This window comes from Microbacterium psychrotolerans (assembly GCF_031085295.1).
Lineage (GTDB): Bacteria > Actinomycetota > Actinomycetes > Actinomycetales > Microbacteriaceae > Microbacterium > Microbacterium psychrotolerans.
Window position 1 is genome coordinate 175,570 of record NZ_JAVFWO010000002.1, and the last position, 14,277, is coordinate 189,846.

Annotated in this window: 17 protein-coding genes; 13 read left to right on the forward strand and 4 right to left on the reverse strand. The window is 65.6% G+C overall.

Features of this window, described 5'->3' with window-relative positions:
* Positions 1-62 precede the first annotated feature (62 nt).
* The 10 genes from Q9R08_RS05455 (at position 63) to Q9R08_RS05500 (ending at position 9,270) form a co-directional block, all read left to right on the forward strand.
* Positions 63-884, forward strand: a complete 822-nt coding sequence (locus tag Q9R08_RS05455) for an alpha/beta fold hydrolase (RefSeq protein WP_308866857.1) — start codon at positions 63-65, stop codon at positions 882-884.
* Between the two features lie 15 nt (positions 885-899).
* Entirely contained in the window at positions 900-1,940 is a 1,041-nt protein-coding gene (locus Q9R08_RS05460; RefSeq protein ID WP_308866858.1) for a cupin domain-containing protein, read from the forward strand.
* Positions 1,941-1,943: 3 nt separating this feature from the next.
* Positions 1,944-2,795 (forward strand): YoaK family protein, encoded by an 852-nt coding sequence (locus tag Q9R08_RS05465; protein ID WP_308866859.1) that lies wholly within the window; start codon positions 1,944-1,946, stop codon positions 2,793-2,795.
* A complete protein-coding gene (locus Q9R08_RS05470) occupies positions 2,792-3,163 on the forward strand; it encodes a UBP-type zinc finger domain-containing protein (RefSeq protein ID WP_308866860.1) in 372 nt (123 codons plus the stop codon). The genes Q9R08_RS05465 and Q9R08_RS05470 overlap by 4 nt, the downstream gene beginning before the upstream one ends.
* 36 nt (positions 3,164-3,199) lie before the next feature.
* Positions 3,200-4,669, forward strand: coding sequence for a class II fumarate hydratase (gene fumC, locus Q9R08_RS05475; RefSeq protein WP_308866862.1), 1,470 nt, complete (start codon positions 3,200-3,202; stop codon positions 4,667-4,669).
* On the forward strand, positions 4,669-5,940 hold the full coding sequence (locus Q9R08_RS05480) for a threonine/serine exporter family protein (protein WP_308866863.1): 1,272 nt from the start codon (positions 4,669-4,671) through the stop codon (positions 5,938-5,940). Before fumC ends, Q9R08_RS05480 begins: the two co-directional genes overlap by 1 nt.
* On the forward strand, positions 5,937-6,638 hold the full coding sequence (locus tag Q9R08_RS05485; protein ID WP_308866864.1) for a YoaK family protein: 702 nt from the start codon (positions 5,937-5,939) through the stop codon (positions 6,636-6,638). The genes Q9R08_RS05480 and Q9R08_RS05485 overlap by 4 nt, the downstream gene beginning before the upstream one ends.
* A gap of 259 nt (positions 6,639-6,897) precedes the next feature.
* The gene (locus Q9R08_RS05490) at positions 6,898-8,094 is read left to right on the forward strand and encodes an MFS transporter (protein WP_308866865.1); all 1,197 of its coding nucleotides are present in this window, start codon (positions 6,898-6,900) and stop codon (positions 8,092-8,094) included.
* Positions 8,091-8,717, forward strand: a complete 627-nt coding sequence (locus Q9R08_RS05495; protein ID WP_308866866.1) for an acetate uptake transporter — start codon at positions 8,091-8,093, stop codon at positions 8,715-8,717. Before Q9R08_RS05490 ends, Q9R08_RS05495 begins: the two co-directional genes overlap by 4 nt.
* Before the next feature lie 31 nt (positions 8,718-8,748).
* Entirely contained in the window at positions 8,749-9,270 is a 522-nt protein-coding gene (locus Q9R08_RS05500; RefSeq protein ID WP_308866867.1) for a YbhB/YbcL family Raf kinase inhibitor-like protein, read from the forward strand.
* A 680-nt stretch (positions 9,271-9,950) separates the two neighbouring features.
* Here Q9R08_RS05500 and Q9R08_RS05505 read toward each other — a convergent pair.
* Positions 9,951-10,331 (reverse strand): hypothetical protein, encoded by a 381-nt coding sequence (locus Q9R08_RS05505; protein WP_308866868.1) that lies wholly within the window; start codon positions 10,329-10,331, stop codon positions 9,951-9,953.
* A gap of 366 nt (positions 10,332-10,697) precedes the next feature.
* Between Q9R08_RS05505 and Q9R08_RS05510 the strand changes: the two genes are divergently transcribed.
* Entirely contained in the window at positions 10,698-11,303 is a 606-nt protein-coding gene (locus tag Q9R08_RS05510; RefSeq protein WP_308866869.1) for a PIN domain-containing protein, read from the forward strand.
* Between the two features lie 185 nt (positions 11,304-11,488).
* Positions 11,489-11,734, forward strand: coding sequence for a hypothetical protein (locus Q9R08_RS05515; protein ID WP_308866871.1), 246 nt, complete (start codon positions 11,489-11,491; stop codon positions 11,732-11,734).
* Positions 11,735-11,799: 65 nt separating this feature from the next.
* Here the strand turns inward: Q9R08_RS05515 and Q9R08_RS05520 are convergent, their stop codons facing one another.
* Positions 11,800-12,180, reverse strand: a complete 381-nt coding sequence (locus Q9R08_RS05520; RefSeq protein ID WP_308866873.1) for a DUF1304 family protein — start codon at positions 12,178-12,180, stop codon at positions 11,800-11,802.
* Between the two features lie 293 nt (positions 12,181-12,473).
* On the opposite strand from Q9R08_RS05520, the gene Q9R08_RS05525 reads away from it, so the two are divergent.
* Complete coding sequence (locus tag Q9R08_RS05525; RefSeq protein WP_308866874.1) at positions 12,474-12,842, forward strand: hypothetical protein; 369 nt, start codon at positions 12,474-12,476, stop codon at positions 12,840-12,842.
* Positions 12,843-12,985: 143 nt separating this feature from the next.
* On the opposite strand, the gene Q9R08_RS05530 is transcribed toward Q9R08_RS05525, so the two are convergent.
* Together Q9R08_RS05530 and Q9R08_RS05535 are read right to left on the reverse strand one after the other, a co-directional pair.
* Complete coding sequence (locus tag Q9R08_RS05530; protein WP_308866875.1) at positions 12,986-13,672, reverse strand: hypothetical protein; 687 nt, start codon at positions 13,670-13,672, stop codon at positions 12,986-12,988.
* A gap of 106 nt (positions 13,673-13,778) precedes the next feature.
* The gene (locus tag Q9R08_RS05535) at positions 13,779-14,177 is read right to left on the reverse strand and encodes a hypothetical protein (RefSeq protein WP_308866876.1); all 399 of its coding nucleotides are present in this window, start codon (positions 14,175-14,177) and stop codon (positions 13,779-13,781) included.
* Positions 14,178-14,277 lie beyond the last annotated feature (100 nt).

Here is a 14,277-nt window from a genome sequence, read left to right on the forward strand (position 1 = left end):
GACTCCAGCCCTCGCTCGCATCGCAACGCAACTGCAGCACTAACCCCATCGAAAGGAACACCATGCCGTACTTCACCACGACCGACGGTGCCGAGATCTTCTACACCGACCAGGGAACGGGCCAGCCCATCGTCCTCAGCCACGGCTGGCCGCTGTCCTCCGACGCCTGGCAGGTCGAGATCAAGCGCTTCTACGACGCCGGCTACCGCGTGATCGCTCACGACCGCCGCGGCCACGGTCGCTCGTCGAAGGTCGCGACCGGTCATGACATGACCACCTACGCCAAGAACCTCGCCGAGCTGATCGAGCACCTCGACCTTCACGACGTCGTCGTGATCGGTCACTCCACCGGCGGCGGAGAAGTCGTGCGTTATGCCGCGCAGTTCGGAAAGGGCCGCGTGGCGAAGGTCGTGACCGCCGGGGCCGTGCCGCCGATCATGCTCAAGTCCGAGTCGAACCCCGAGGGCACCCCGATCGAGGATCTCGACGGCATCCGCACCAACGTGCTCAAGGATCGCTCGCAGTTCTGGCTCGATCTCGCGGTGCCGTTCTACGGAGGCAACCGGCCGGGCGTCGACGTCAGCGAAGGACTCAAGGAGGACTTCTGGCGCCAGGGGATGCTCGTGAACCTCATCGCCGCGTATGACTGCGTGAAGGCGTTCTCTGAGACCGATCAGGCCGACGACCTCAAAGCCATCGACGTACCCATCTTCATCGCCCAAGGCGACGACGATCAGATCGTGCCGATCGCCGCTGCGGCGAAGAAGTCGATTGAACTTGTCAAGCACGGCACCCTCAAGGTCTACCCCGGCGCCTCTCACGGCATCTGGGGCGCCTACCAGGACGAACTCGACCAGGACATCCTCGCGTTCATCGCGAAGTGACGACCGAGAACCGTCATGAGTACCCCATCCCGCCACGTCGCCTCCCTCGTCGACGCCGCACCCGCCTTCGAAAACGACCTCGGCTTGGTCGCTCAACTCAGCACCGGCAACTTCCCGATCCTCGACGGCATGACCCTCAAGCGGATCGTGCTCGAGCCGGGAGCGATCCGCGAGCCACAGTGGAATGTCAACTCGAACCAGATCGCCTACGTCACCAACGGCACCGTGCTGGTGTCAATGCTCGCCACCGGCAACGAGTTCGCCACCTTCCTCGTCAAGACCGGGCAGATGTACCACGTCGCCTCCGGTGCGGTCTATCACATTGAGAACGTGGGAGAGGAGACGGCCGAGATCATCGCGGCGCTGCGCACCGGCGACCCACAGCATTTCTCCTTCCAGAACAGCGTCAACGTGATGAGCAACGCCGTTCTCGGCAACACCTACGACCAGCCAGCCTCCGCGTTCGACGGCTTCCCGCGCGGTGACGCACCGCAAATCATCCGCCGCACCGGCAGCGCGAGCATCCCCGACAACGTCGGGCTGCCCAACGCCCACCTCTTCGACGCCGAGGGGCAGATCGCACCGCTGGCCTACCCCTACGGGCACGCCAAGCTGGCCCGCAAGCAGTTCTGGGCGGCGCTGGAAGACCTGTCGATGTACTCCCTGAACATCGGCGGCGGTGGCATGCGGGAACCGCACTGGCACCCCATCACCGCCGAGCTCGGGTACGTCAAAAGCGGTCACGCCCGCATGACGATCCTTGATCCGGACGGCACCGTCGACACCTACGAGCTCAACCCGGGACAGGCGTACTTCGTGCCACGCGCCTACCCGCACCACATCGAAGCGCTCAGCGAGGAGGGAATCGAGTTCCTGATCTTCTTCGACCAGTTCGTCCCCGGCGACGTCGGCTACCGCGCTACCGCCACCGCCTTCTCCCGCGAGGTCCTCGCCGCGACGTTCCAGGTGCCCGAACGCGACCTGCCGCAGTTCCCGTTCACCCCCATCGACCCGCTCATCGTGTCGCGGAACAACCCCCGCGACCCGATCGCCTGACCGATGACAACCCCTCCCGCCGCGATGACGCCGGCGCGACGATCAAGCCGCACAGCGCTGGTCGCCGTGGTGCTCTCCTTCGCGGCGGGAGCCACCGACGCCTTCGCGTTCCTCCAGCTCAGCGGCGTCTTCACCGCGAACATGACCGGCAACCTCGTTCTCAGCGGCCTCGTCGACCGGCCCGGCTACGGCTCCACCATCGCCGGAATCATCACCGCCATCGTCGTCTTCGCCGCAACCTTGTTCCTCGCACTGCGGTTCATGCCCTCCGATAGCCCGACAGAACGGACCGTCATCCTGCTCGTGTTCGCCGCCATCGCGCAGGCGGCGATCTTCGGGATGTGGGCGGTGCATCCGGGCGCCGCGTCGACGGTCGCGGTCGTCGCTCTGATCGCGCTGTCCTCGATCGCGATGGCTTGTCAGACCGCCGTCGCGAAGCGCATCGACGGCGCCTCGGGCGTCACCACCACCTACGTCACTGGCACCATCACCAGTCTCATGACCGATGCCGCTGATCGGAGACCTCAACCCGTCGGCATCCGTCTCGCCGTCATCGCCGCGCTTGTCCTCGGGGCACTCAGCGGTGCCGTCCTCATGCGCGCCGACACGCTCTACGGCGCAGCGCTTCCCATCCTTCCCGCGATCGGCGCGGCCGTCCTCACCGCAACGACCATCACGCCTGGCGGGTCCTCCGCCCGCCCTGGATCAGAACATCTGCCGGCCGGTGCGCCAAACGAAGCGGCCCGCGATGAATCAGCCCCGCCGTTATCTGCTCCCGACCCTCCTCCACGGAAGCCGATTCCTCGCCGCCCGGGCCGCACGAGCCCACAACCCTCAGAAGCAGGTCTGAAGTGAACGACAACTCCCATCCGGACATCGACGCAACCGCGCCACCCAGCGGCACGGGGTGCGTCGACTGCGACCGCGAGAGCAGCTGGTGGGTGCATCTGCGACGGTGCGCAAAATGCGGCCACATCGGCTGCTGCGACGAATCCCTGAACCAACACGCCACGAAGCACGCCGCCGCGACCGGGCACGCCGTGATTCAGAGCTTCGAACCGGGCGAGGACTGGTTCTGGGACTACCGCGCCAACGACTACACCGACGGGCCACGCCTAGCCCCGCCAGAAAGTCACCCTCACACCCAGACCGTCCCGGGTCCGGCAGACCGTCTGCCCCGGAACTGGAGAGCGCTCCTGGAAGAGCGCGAAGGCCTCATCTGACCCACCACCACCCACCACCACAGAGGAGGTTCCACCATGAGCACCACCACCATCGACCAGAACCCGCCCGCAGTCTACGCCGACGTCCCCGTGGGGATCGACGCAACCGGGGAGCGCACCGAATTCGACAGCATGGGCACTATCGACGTTCCCGCCGACCGGTACTGGGGAGCCCAGACCCAGCGGTCGCTGCAGCACTTCTCGATCGGCAACGACCACATGCCCATCGAGGTTTACCGCGCCTACGGCATCGTCAAAAAAGCCGCCGCCCTGGTCAACCAGGAAGCAGGAAGGCTCCCGGACTGGAAGGCGAAGGTGATCGTGCAGGCCGCCGACGAGACCATCGCCGGCAAGCTCGACCAGGAGTTCCCGCTGTACGTATGGCAGACCGGCTCGGGAACGCAGAGCAACATGAACATCAACGAGGTGCTCTCCAACCGCGCCATCCAGCTGCTCGGCGGCACCCTCGGCTCGCAGCACCCGATCGGCCCGAACGACGACGTCAACATGGCGCAGTCCAGCAACGACTCCTTCCCGACCGCGATGCACATCGCCGCGATCACCGAGATCGACGACCGCCTGCTCGCGCGGCTGCGGGCGCTGCACGCCGAGATCGACGCGAAGGCGAAGAAATGGATGGGAGTTGTGAAGATCGGCCGCACCCACCTCGAGGACGCGGTGCCGCTCACCGTCGGCCAGGAATGGTCCGGGTACGCCGCGCAACTCGAGGGTGTCATCCGCGAGGTCGAGCACTCCCGCGAGGGCCTGTTGCAGCTCGCCCTCGGCGGCACCGCCGTCGGCACCGGCCTGAACGCCCCCGCGGGCTTCTCGGAGAAGGTCGCCGCGAAGATCGCGGAGCTCACCGGCAAGAAGTACGTCACCGCCCCGAACAAGTTCGAGGCGCAGGGCTCGCTCGACGCCATCGTCCGCGCCCACGCGGCCCTCCGCGGGGTTGCGGTGGCGTTGATGAAGATTGCGAACGACATGCGCTGGCTAGCCTCCGGCCCCCGCACCGGGTTTGCCGAACTCGTGCTGCCCTCCAACGAGCCAGGCTCGTCGATCATGCCGGGCAAGGTCAACCCCACCCAGTGCGAGGCGATCGTGATGATCTCCATCCAGGTGCTCGGCGATGACTCCGCGGTCGCGTTCGCCGGGTCGCAGGGCAACTTCGAGCTCAACGCCATGCGGCCGATCATCATCAACAACTTCCTGCACTCGGCCCGCATCCTCGGCGACGGGGTTGAGAAGTTCCTCACCTACTCGGTCAAGGGCACCGAGCTGAACGAGAAGAAGATCGCTTCTTACGTGGGGGAGAGCCTGATGCTCGTCACTGCGCTCAGCCCCGTGATCGGCTACCAGAACGCCGCGCACATCGCCGAGAGCGCCCTGGCCAACGACCAGACCCTCCGCGAAGCGGCGCTGGCATCGGGGAAGGTCACCGCGGAACAGTTCGACGCGATCGTCGTCCCCGCGACCCTCGTGGGACACGGCGTCGGCGGCGCCTGATGAGCGACGCGACGATGCGGGCTGCGGTACCGGGGACAAGCGAATCCGATCAGGATCTCGTCGCCGGCGCCGCAGCCCTGCTGCAGGCCACCGGGGAGTCCACCTCGGTGGCCCTCGCCGCCGTGCAGCGGATGAACCGAGGTCTGGGAACCACCTTCGAGCTCGTTCCGGCGTGGACGGCGGTGGCCATCACCGACCCGTCTTCTCCGACCGCTCCGCCGCCGCGGATCGTTGCGGCGGCACCAACAGGGATCTCGATGCGCGCCGTCGCCGTGTTGATGAGGACCGTCGACCAACTCAGCGAGACGACCGCGGGCCGCACCGAACTCGTCACGGCCCTCCGCGATGCTCGAGCGTCACGCCCGGCGAACTTCTGGATCTTCCTGCTCGCCTGCGCGACCGGGGCCGGGTCCCTGGCGATCATCTTCGGCGCCCAGGACGCCACAGCGGTGCTCCTCGCCGCCGGCAGCGCCGCCCTCGGTGGTGCCATCCGCCGGCTGCTCAGCCGGGTCCACATCGGACCGATCGGTCAGGTGTTCGCCGCCGCGTTCCTCGCCGGCATCATCGGCGGACTGGCAGTTCAGGCGGACCTCAGCTCGTCGCTCCGGCTGATCGCGGTGTGCCCGGCGATGATCCTGGTACCCGGCCCGCACATCCTCAACGGTGCCCTCGATCTGCTCGCGATGCGCATCCCGCTCGGCTTCGCCCGCCTCGGCTACGCAGGCCTGTTGCTGCTGTCCATCGGCACCGGTCTGGCGATCGCCCTGGCGATCTTCGGCACTGATCTGCCGACCGACCCTGCCGGCCGCACCGTACCGTTCTGGCTCGACGTCGCCGCCGCTGCAGTTGCGGCAGCGTCCTACCCGGTCTACTTCTCGATGCCCTACCGGCTCATTGTCTGGCCGGTGATCGTCGGCGCCATCGCGCACGGGCTTCGCTGGTGGGCGATGAGTGTCTGGGGGATGAACATCGTCATCGGTGCGTTCCTCGCCTGCCTACTGGTCGGGATCGTGCTGGCACCGGTCGCGCACCGGCTCCACATCCCCTTCGCCGGCATCGGCTTCGCCGCCGTGGTCTCGCTTGTCCCGGGCGTGTTCGTGTTCCGGGCGATCGACGCCCTGGACAGCCTGCCGTTCGGCGGCGCCGACCCTCAACTGCTCGGCGGCATCTCCGACGCCACCACCGCCGGCCTCATCATCATCGCCATGGCCGTCGGGCTCGCCATCCCGATGCACCTCTACGGTCAGCTCGGGCAGAAGGCACGCACATGAACCGGGCAATCCTGCTTCCCACCGTGCTCAGTCTGATTGCCGGGGTCACCGACGTCACAAGCTGGCTTCTGCTGGGCGGATTCTTCTCCGCCCACGTCACCGGAAACCTCGTCGTGGTCGCCGCCGACCTTGTGACCGGCACGACGCCCGACATCGTCGCGGTCTTGGCAATCCCGGTCTTCATCCTCACCACAGCAGCTGCGACAGTCGTCGCACGACGCATCGGGGCGCACTCTCCGAACGTCACCACGGTGCTCTTTGCGGCACAGGCCGCATTCCTCGTAGCTGCCGGCATGCTCTCATTCACCACCCACGCGTCTGCTCACCCCAAAGAGGGCATGGCCATCGTCATCGGGCTTTGCGCCGTCTGCGCGATGGCAACGCAGAACGCCTACCTCCACATCGTTCCCCCGCGGGCACTGTCGACCGCCGTCATGACCGGCAACCTCGTCGCCGCGACCGTCGCCGCCACTGACATCCTCCGCACCCGCGGCGAAGCCCCCGCGGCCCGCGCCAAGTGGACGGCCAGCTGGCCGCTCCTCGCCGGCTTTATCGGCGGGTGCCTCATCGGGGCTGTGGGAGCGACACTGTTCAGTGACCAAGCAGCGCTGATCCCCGCAGCACTGGCAGTCATCTTGCTCTCCGCGCAACTTGCTCGGAGGCACATTCATGCGTCTTCACGAACCGTGATCCGGTAGCGCTTCTCGCCGCCCCCATCACCACGCGAGATCGTCGCCGAGTCATCGGATGTGCTGTGCGACCCGCGACTGCCGCCGTCCCATCCGATCACCCGTGACCGGCCCCCATCCGCTGGCTGCTGACTACATCTGGAAGGTGCACGACATGGCCAATCTCACCGAAACTATCGGGGACGCAGCTACTGCACAGCGTCGCACCGGTCCAAACCCGGCGCGCCGGCAAGCGGGAACACGATCAGATCGCTACGGGCTCGCCGCGATGACGATCGTCCTCTTCCTGTTCTTCGCCGCGGCGGCAGCACCGTCACCACTGCTGCCGCTACTGCTGAGGAAGTGGCAGTTCGAGCCCTGGCTACTCACATTCGCGTTCGCGGTCTACGCGCTCGCAATACTCGTGGCTCTGTTGGTCGTCGGGCGACTGTCAGACCACGTCGGCCGCGGACCCGTCATTCTCGTGGCCACGGCCCTCGAGCTCGCCGCGATGATCCTCTTCCTCGTCGCCGACAACATCTGGGTATTCGTCGTCGCACGCACCCTGCAGGGCCTCGCAACTGGCGCCGCCACCGGGGCGATTTCCGCGGCCATCGCCGACTTTGCCGGAGAGCGGCGGGTACGCCTCACCTCGACTCTGGGTAGTGTCGGCCCTCTCGCCGGTCTCGCGACGGGCGCGGTCTTTGCCGGCGCCATCGCCGAGTACTCGGCCGAGCCTAAGCCGGTGATCTTCGCCACGCTCGCCTTCCTTTTCGCCATCGGGCTTGCCGGAGTCGCGATGGTGCGGGAGTCCTCTTCGCGGCGACAAGGGGCGGCCCGGAGTCTCATCCCCCGGGTGGCGGTGCCTCCAGCGGCACGACGCGCGTTCTGGAAAGCCGTCCCCGTCGCAGCGAGCGTCTGGATGGCCGGCGGGTTCTACCTCTCCGTCGTCGGCGAGATCGCCCGCGACCTTTTCGGCATCAGCGACGAGTGGGACACCAGCTTGCTGATCGCCGGGCTGTCTGCCATCGGAGCGGTCACGGTCGTCCTCAGCCAACCGCTGCACGCCCGCACCGGGGCGACGATCGGGGTGCTGCTGATTGGTCTAGGAATGCTGACCGGCATCGTTGCGATCCACACGGCATCCGCTCCACTCCTGATCATCGGGACTGTTGTCAGCGGTGCCGGATTCGGTATGGCATTCGCCGGCGCCGTCGGAATCGTCATCCCACACGCCCACGCCCACGAACGCGGGGAACTGTTCTCCGCTATCTACGTCGTGAACTACCTCGCATTCGGTGTACCGGCGATCGCCGCAGGCCTCCTCATCACACCCTTGGGCCTATCGACCGCCGTACTGCTCTACGCAGCCGCCGTCGTAACTGTCGCCTTGGGCGGCGTCGTCGCGCAATCCCTACCCGCTCGAGGGCCCCGCCGCATCCCACGGCGCGCCCCCCACGCTTCCAGAAAGAGACAGGATTCATGATCGGCACCCACCACCCTGTTCCCACCGCCCCGAAGCCGGCCGCTGCCAGCCATCACCCCGTTATCGGCGGTATCGCGGATCCTGCAGCGTTGGGCCTGGGGGCATTCGGGATGTCGACAGCATTGCTCAGCTTCGGGAACGCCGGGATCGTCCCTACTGCCGCGACGGCCGTCCTCGGCCTTGGGCTGTTCTACGGCGGCATCGCCCAACTCATCGCCGGGATCTGGGAGTTCGTCCAAGCCAACACCTTCGGCGCGTTGGCGTTCGTGTCCTACGGCTCGTTCTGGCTCGCCTACTGGTGGACCATCACCAACCCCGACATCGTGAAAGAAGCCGGGGGAGCGGGGATGGGCACCTTCCTCATGCTCTGGGCCGTATTCACCACCTTCATGATCGTCCCCTGCACCCGCATCTCAAACCTGCTCACTGCACTCTTCACCGCGGCCGCCATCACCTTCATCCTGCTCGCGATCGCCGAGTACACCTCGTCCGAAATCCTCAGCCGGATCGCCGGCTACATCGGACTGGTCGTGGGAGCACTGGGCCTCTACGGCTGCTTCGCATCTGTCGTGAACGCAACCTGGCGTCGATCGATCATTCCCCTCGGCAGCCGCAACACCTGACCACAACCAACACCCATCGAAAGGCACTGACATGACCAACGACCCCAACTGGAAGCTCCCCAGCGTTCCAACGTTCACGCTTTCCAGCCCCGGCTTCACCGACGGTGGAGACTTGCCGCTGTGGGTGCGCGGCTCCGCAGCGGGCGGCAAAGACCGCTCCCCAGAACTCCACTGGCACGGCGCACCATCCGGCACAAAGAGCTACGTGCTCACGGTATTCGACCCCGATGCTCCAAGCGGATCTGGGTTCTGGCACTGGACGCTCATTGACATCCCCAGCGACGTGACATTCCTGCCTAGCGGTGCCGGCACCGATGACACGCTGCTTCCCAAGGGTGCCGCTCGACGCCGAAACGAATACGGTACCGATCTCTTCATCGGCGCAGCCCCGCCCGCCGGCACCGGACCCCACCGGTACGTCTACACCCTGAGCGCTCTCGACATCGCCACGCTCGAGGTCGCGGCTGATGCAACACCCGCGATCATCGGTCTGAGGCTACGACCGCACATCATCGGACGTGCCCAGCTGATCGGACTCACGGAGACCGTATAGAGATCCCCCGCCGATGAGATCAGCACAAGCCTCGTAGAAACCCGGGAGGCCTATCGTGCGCCGCGTTCGATAAGTGCGAGCATCGATCGTCACCCGATCAGAATGTAAGAGCGGACTCGTTGCAGGTGTCGGACGCCTTACCCAGACCCGAGATGCTCGCTTAGCCTGCCCGTGGAGATGCCCGCCCGGGGTGGACGGTGCGCGGCGTAGCCTGGGGAAGAGCCTGTCATGAGCTCCTCGAAGTGCGCCGCGATGCCACTGTCGCCCCGCGAATCGATGTCGAGGTTCCCCTCCGCCGGATCGCCCACAAATCGCCCGCATCTGCTCTGACTGTGGGCGATGGTCGATGCCTCTGCTTGTCACTGCATGGCCCTGCGGGCCGCGTGATTCCGCGGATTTTGCAGGTTGATGTGGAAGGGGGAATCGCCCACAGCGTCATTCGATTCCCCCCATCTCCACAGCCGTTGTCACGGAGTTGAAGCCCCGCGATCCCTTGGAAACATTGGCATCGCGGGGCTTTCCCTTTCCTCGGCAGGTGAGTGCCATGCCGTGGGCACCAGGGGGTGCCGTTTCCATCGGAAGCGCTGAACGGAGGGCGGTCGATCACCGAGCGACCTCCGCCGGCTGACCAAGCTCGGCCGCGGACGGTGTCGCACTTCGCGCCCACCGATTGCGATCTTTCAAACAGACACGTTGTTGCATTCCTCGAGCACCATGTCGTGCGCATCGAGGAACTCCTGATACCTGGCCGAGTCGAAGCCCGCGTCCATCCCCGCCTGGAATGTCAACGCGACGAGCTCGATGATCGCGCCCGCTGTCGGCGCTGCCTCGGCCGCGATGTCCTGCCATGCCGTCAGCAACTCATCGCGCGCGGTTAGGAGCTCGTCTTCGGATCTTCCGGTCGTCCGAGCGATCTCCTGGAACTCTTCGTAGGCTGTCGCGAACCTATCGCACTGTTCCGCAGTCAATCGCTCGTTCGATGGTGAAGGCGTCGGCGCCGGACCCGGGCCCGGTGTCGAGGCGGTGCATCCGGCTATCGACAGCATTGCCAACAGCGTCACTGCGGCGATGGGGCCTCTCACTGCGCAGCACCGATCTGCCGACGATTGAGGACCACAGTGTCGACGCTTGCCTTCGCCACGAGCCGTGCGTCTCGTTGCCAGGCACGCGCCGAGGGGCTACTCAAGCGTCGATGACCAATCACACGTGAAGCCTAGGGGCAACGGCTTCCGAATCGTTCGCAGGTGGGTCGGTCAGCGCGCGGATACCCGTCCGTGTGGGCATTTGGCACCCCGGGGGCGAATTGGAGGAGCCGCACGCATGCATTCGCGGGCTAAGACTCGCGCGCGGCTCGAACTTGAGATTCATCGCTGCGCCTGGGCGGGTTCGCCGCCGGAACGCCATGGATGGGGTCGTATCCTGACGCTGTGTTGGTCATCCTCGACGCGAATGTAATCGTCTCCGACCCCATGTTGAGAGGGTCCATCTGGCCCCAGCTGACCGACGCGATCTCCGGGGGCAGAGTGGAGGTGCTGCTGCCCCGCCTAGCGCTGGAGGAAGCGATCGCCGCCTATCGGAGGCTGCGCGAGGCGAAGGCGGTTGAGATCCAAGCGGCGGGGCGAAGAGCGTCGCGAGGGGTTCAGAAGCACTTGGACCGAGCAGTTGCCGCGGCGTTGAGAGAGGCGAAGAGGTACCCGAAACGAGTGCGGGACGCCCTCTCCGAGGTCGGCGTCACGGTGCTGGATGCGCCGCAAGTTTCTCACTACGAGGTGGCGCGGCGAGCAATTGACCGTAAGCGACCGTTCGACGACGCTGGTTCTGGGTATCGCGACGCTCTCCACTGGATGTCGGTCTTGGAGATCGTGGATCGGCGCTACGAGGACAACGACTCATTTTCATCAGCGCGGATCGGCGGGCGTTCGGTGGGAGCGGAAAGTCGAGCGACCGCCTCCATCCGCACTTGGTCCGGGATCTCGAAGAGCGAGACGCCAAGGAGCCCTGGTTCCGCTGGCTTCAGAACCTCGCACAACTGACAGTCCCGGGCGTCTTCCACGACGAGATCGAGCCTGGGTACGGGATCTCTGTCACGCCTGGAGAGATCAGCGGGTACCTGCACGCTGCCCTCTGGGAGCTCAATCTCGCCCCGCTGCTTCCGCGGCAGATAGGTCCTGACGGCGAAGCCGTAGCGGTTTCCATCTTGGATATCGGAGAGCCACTGGTGGGAGAGATCGGACTTCGCCAGTACTGGGAGCATGGCGACTTCCGCGCGGACTTCTTGACCACTCTGGACATCGAGCTCGCTCTGCAACGCGTGCAATCGTCGGACGTGGCGGTGGACGTTCAAGAGGAGCGACTGACTCTTCCGTTCGTGACAGCGGGTCAAGTCGATATCGCTGCATCTCGCGACGGCCTGACGTTCAGCAATCTCGAGCTCGAGCCCTTCGTCGTGGTGACGCCCGACTAGGGGTCCCCCTGCGCACAGCGTAGAGCGACTGCCACCGGTCGCTGCTTCGCGTGACGGTCCTGGCGCTACCTGAGGAAGAAGTAGCACACCAGGGGTATGGCCGGGAGGCTCGCCTGCCCGATCGCACTGAGGAGAAGGCGTCTCTCCGTGATCCACAACCAGATGCCCAGGAGGACCTGCGCGGCGCAGCAGAAGAGGACGATTGCTACGCCTGCGGTCTGGTCTGCAAGATTGACCATCCAAAGTCCAGCGATGATCCCCAGGGCAAACGTGATGTTGTATGCGCCGATGTTCATCGCCCACATCCGCACCGCGCGAACGTCTTCCGGTTCGATCAGGAACAGTGAATGAAACCGTCGATCGCCGTGGAAGAAGATCTCTAGCACGCCCACACCGAGCAGTGCCACCGCTGTTACACCTGCGAAGATTTGACTCAGGACGTTCATCGCTCCCCGCAACAGTCCGACCCGCCTTCGGGTGAAGGATATTGCTCGGGACGGAAGGCCTCAACACTGCCCATTGGCAGCGGTGCGCGCGCCTCCAGCAGAACAACCGCGGGACCATTCGGGTGTCTTGGTGTACCGAGTCGCTCTGTGCGCTCGTTCGCGTCGACGTGTCAGCGCCCGCAAGCCGGTCCCTGTGCGTGCGGGTCGACGCTGTCGTTGGGCGACTTCCGCCGCGAACGCCCGAGACCTGACAGGCCCCCGACACCGTCTCGCTGCGCCGTAGTCTCGTTGTCATGCGTGCTGTCAGCGGTGTCCTACTGTGGTTGATTGCGACGATCATCGGAATTGTCGGTGCCGCTTGGTTCGCACTGGCCGGTGTGGGATGGTCCGGAGGTTTCACCCAGAAGTACTACTGGGAAGAGGGCGAGAGTGAGATCGGTATCGGCTTCGCCGTGATCTCGCTTGCGGTCTGGGTCGCTGTCCTGGTGTGGTCGGTGTTCGTGCTGCGAGGCGGTTCGCTCGCGGACTCCCGAAGTGCTCGCGCGGCGTCGACGGTCCTGGCTGGGATCAGTGTCGCCGTCGTCCTGGTGCTGTGCGTCACGACCATCGGTTGGCCGGAACCACCGAGCGAGCACCCCTCGCCGCCGTGGAACCGCGCCTAGCCTCGGTCTCGGCTGCGCCGCTCCAGCCAGTTGCCTTCCCAGATCACTCGAGCAGCGCCGTCGCGCGTTCAGATCGGGTCTGCTCGTGGGGACGTAAGAGAGTCGCGCTTCCGGACAGAGGGAAACGATCGCTAAGCGGTCGCTCAGCGCGCGCTCCCGATGGTTCGTAGCTCATCGAGCAGTTCCGTGGTGGCGTTTGGACGCCCGAGGTCGGGATGGCGCGCGATCGAGGGTTCTGTTTCGGCAGCAACCCGGAGAGCCGCGTCGGCGTACCCCCGCGCCCGGGGCGCGTCGCCACGGGCGATCGCGACGCGAGCCCTGGCGACAAGATGGCGTAGGACGAGATTGCGGAATATGGCTGCTTGCTCGACGGATTGTTCGCTTCGGTCTAGCCAGCGATCGGCCTCTTCAAGGGCAGCCGGAGTTCTGCGGAGAAGCAGCATCTCTGCCATGGTCAAGTCGAGGTCCGTGCGAGCTCCACGCCATGATTCGGGGTCGGCGTCCCGGCGCCGGACCAGTTCCCGCGTAGCGCTCTCCGCGCTCTCGAAGTCTCCCTCCAGCGCGAGCGCTTCCGCGAGGTTTTCGGCTGCCCAGGTCGCCTGCAACCGATCTGCCTCACCGTACTCGTCAATCACGCGCTGCAAGAGTGCGCGGCCGGCGCCCCGCGTCGCTGTATCGTCCTGCGCGATCAGGTGCACACCTTGGATCCGCAGATACTGTGCTCGACTTGTCGACCGAGCGCGTCGAAGCTTTGACTCGAACGCAAACTCGACCGACTCGTCCCAGGTCGACGAACGAAACCAGTCAGAGTCGTCATACTGCGAAGCCATCTGCCTATTGTCCCGCGTCGAATGCGATCAGCCGAGTACCCGTCAAGCGCCCCTGACGGTCGGGGAGCGGGCGCCGTAGGTGCCATGAATCCCCTAGACGTGCGGCTCACGGCTGGGGTGATTCGACGACGAGTGGGACCTCGTGCTCGTAGTCATCTCCAACGATGCGAAGAGTCACGTCTCCCTTGACGGCGTCTGCGGGGACGGTCACGTCGCCTCGGAACTCAAAGTTCTCGATCGCGATCGTCCCTATCTCAACGCTCTTGCCGGATTGCTCCCATTCGATGGTCACGAACGCCCAAGGCGCGAGCGTGGCTTGATTGGTGTCATTGCATGGTCCCCAGTTGACTCCCGCGACGGTGAGCGTCTGGTCGGGCGCGACCGCCTTGGGGAGTTCCTCCACAATTGGTGCGGCGCACGCCGCAGCTGCGCCTCCGCCGCCAATTGACGGTGGTGATGTGCAGCCCGCAATGCTCACCGTTGCCAGGGCGAAGGCGACGATCATGGCGGGAGTTCTCACGTGCATGCCCCATTGCTACGGCAACAGTGTGGTGATTGCTGAGGTCGACGCCAATCCGTGACCCGGCGGCATGGCGCGCCCGCAT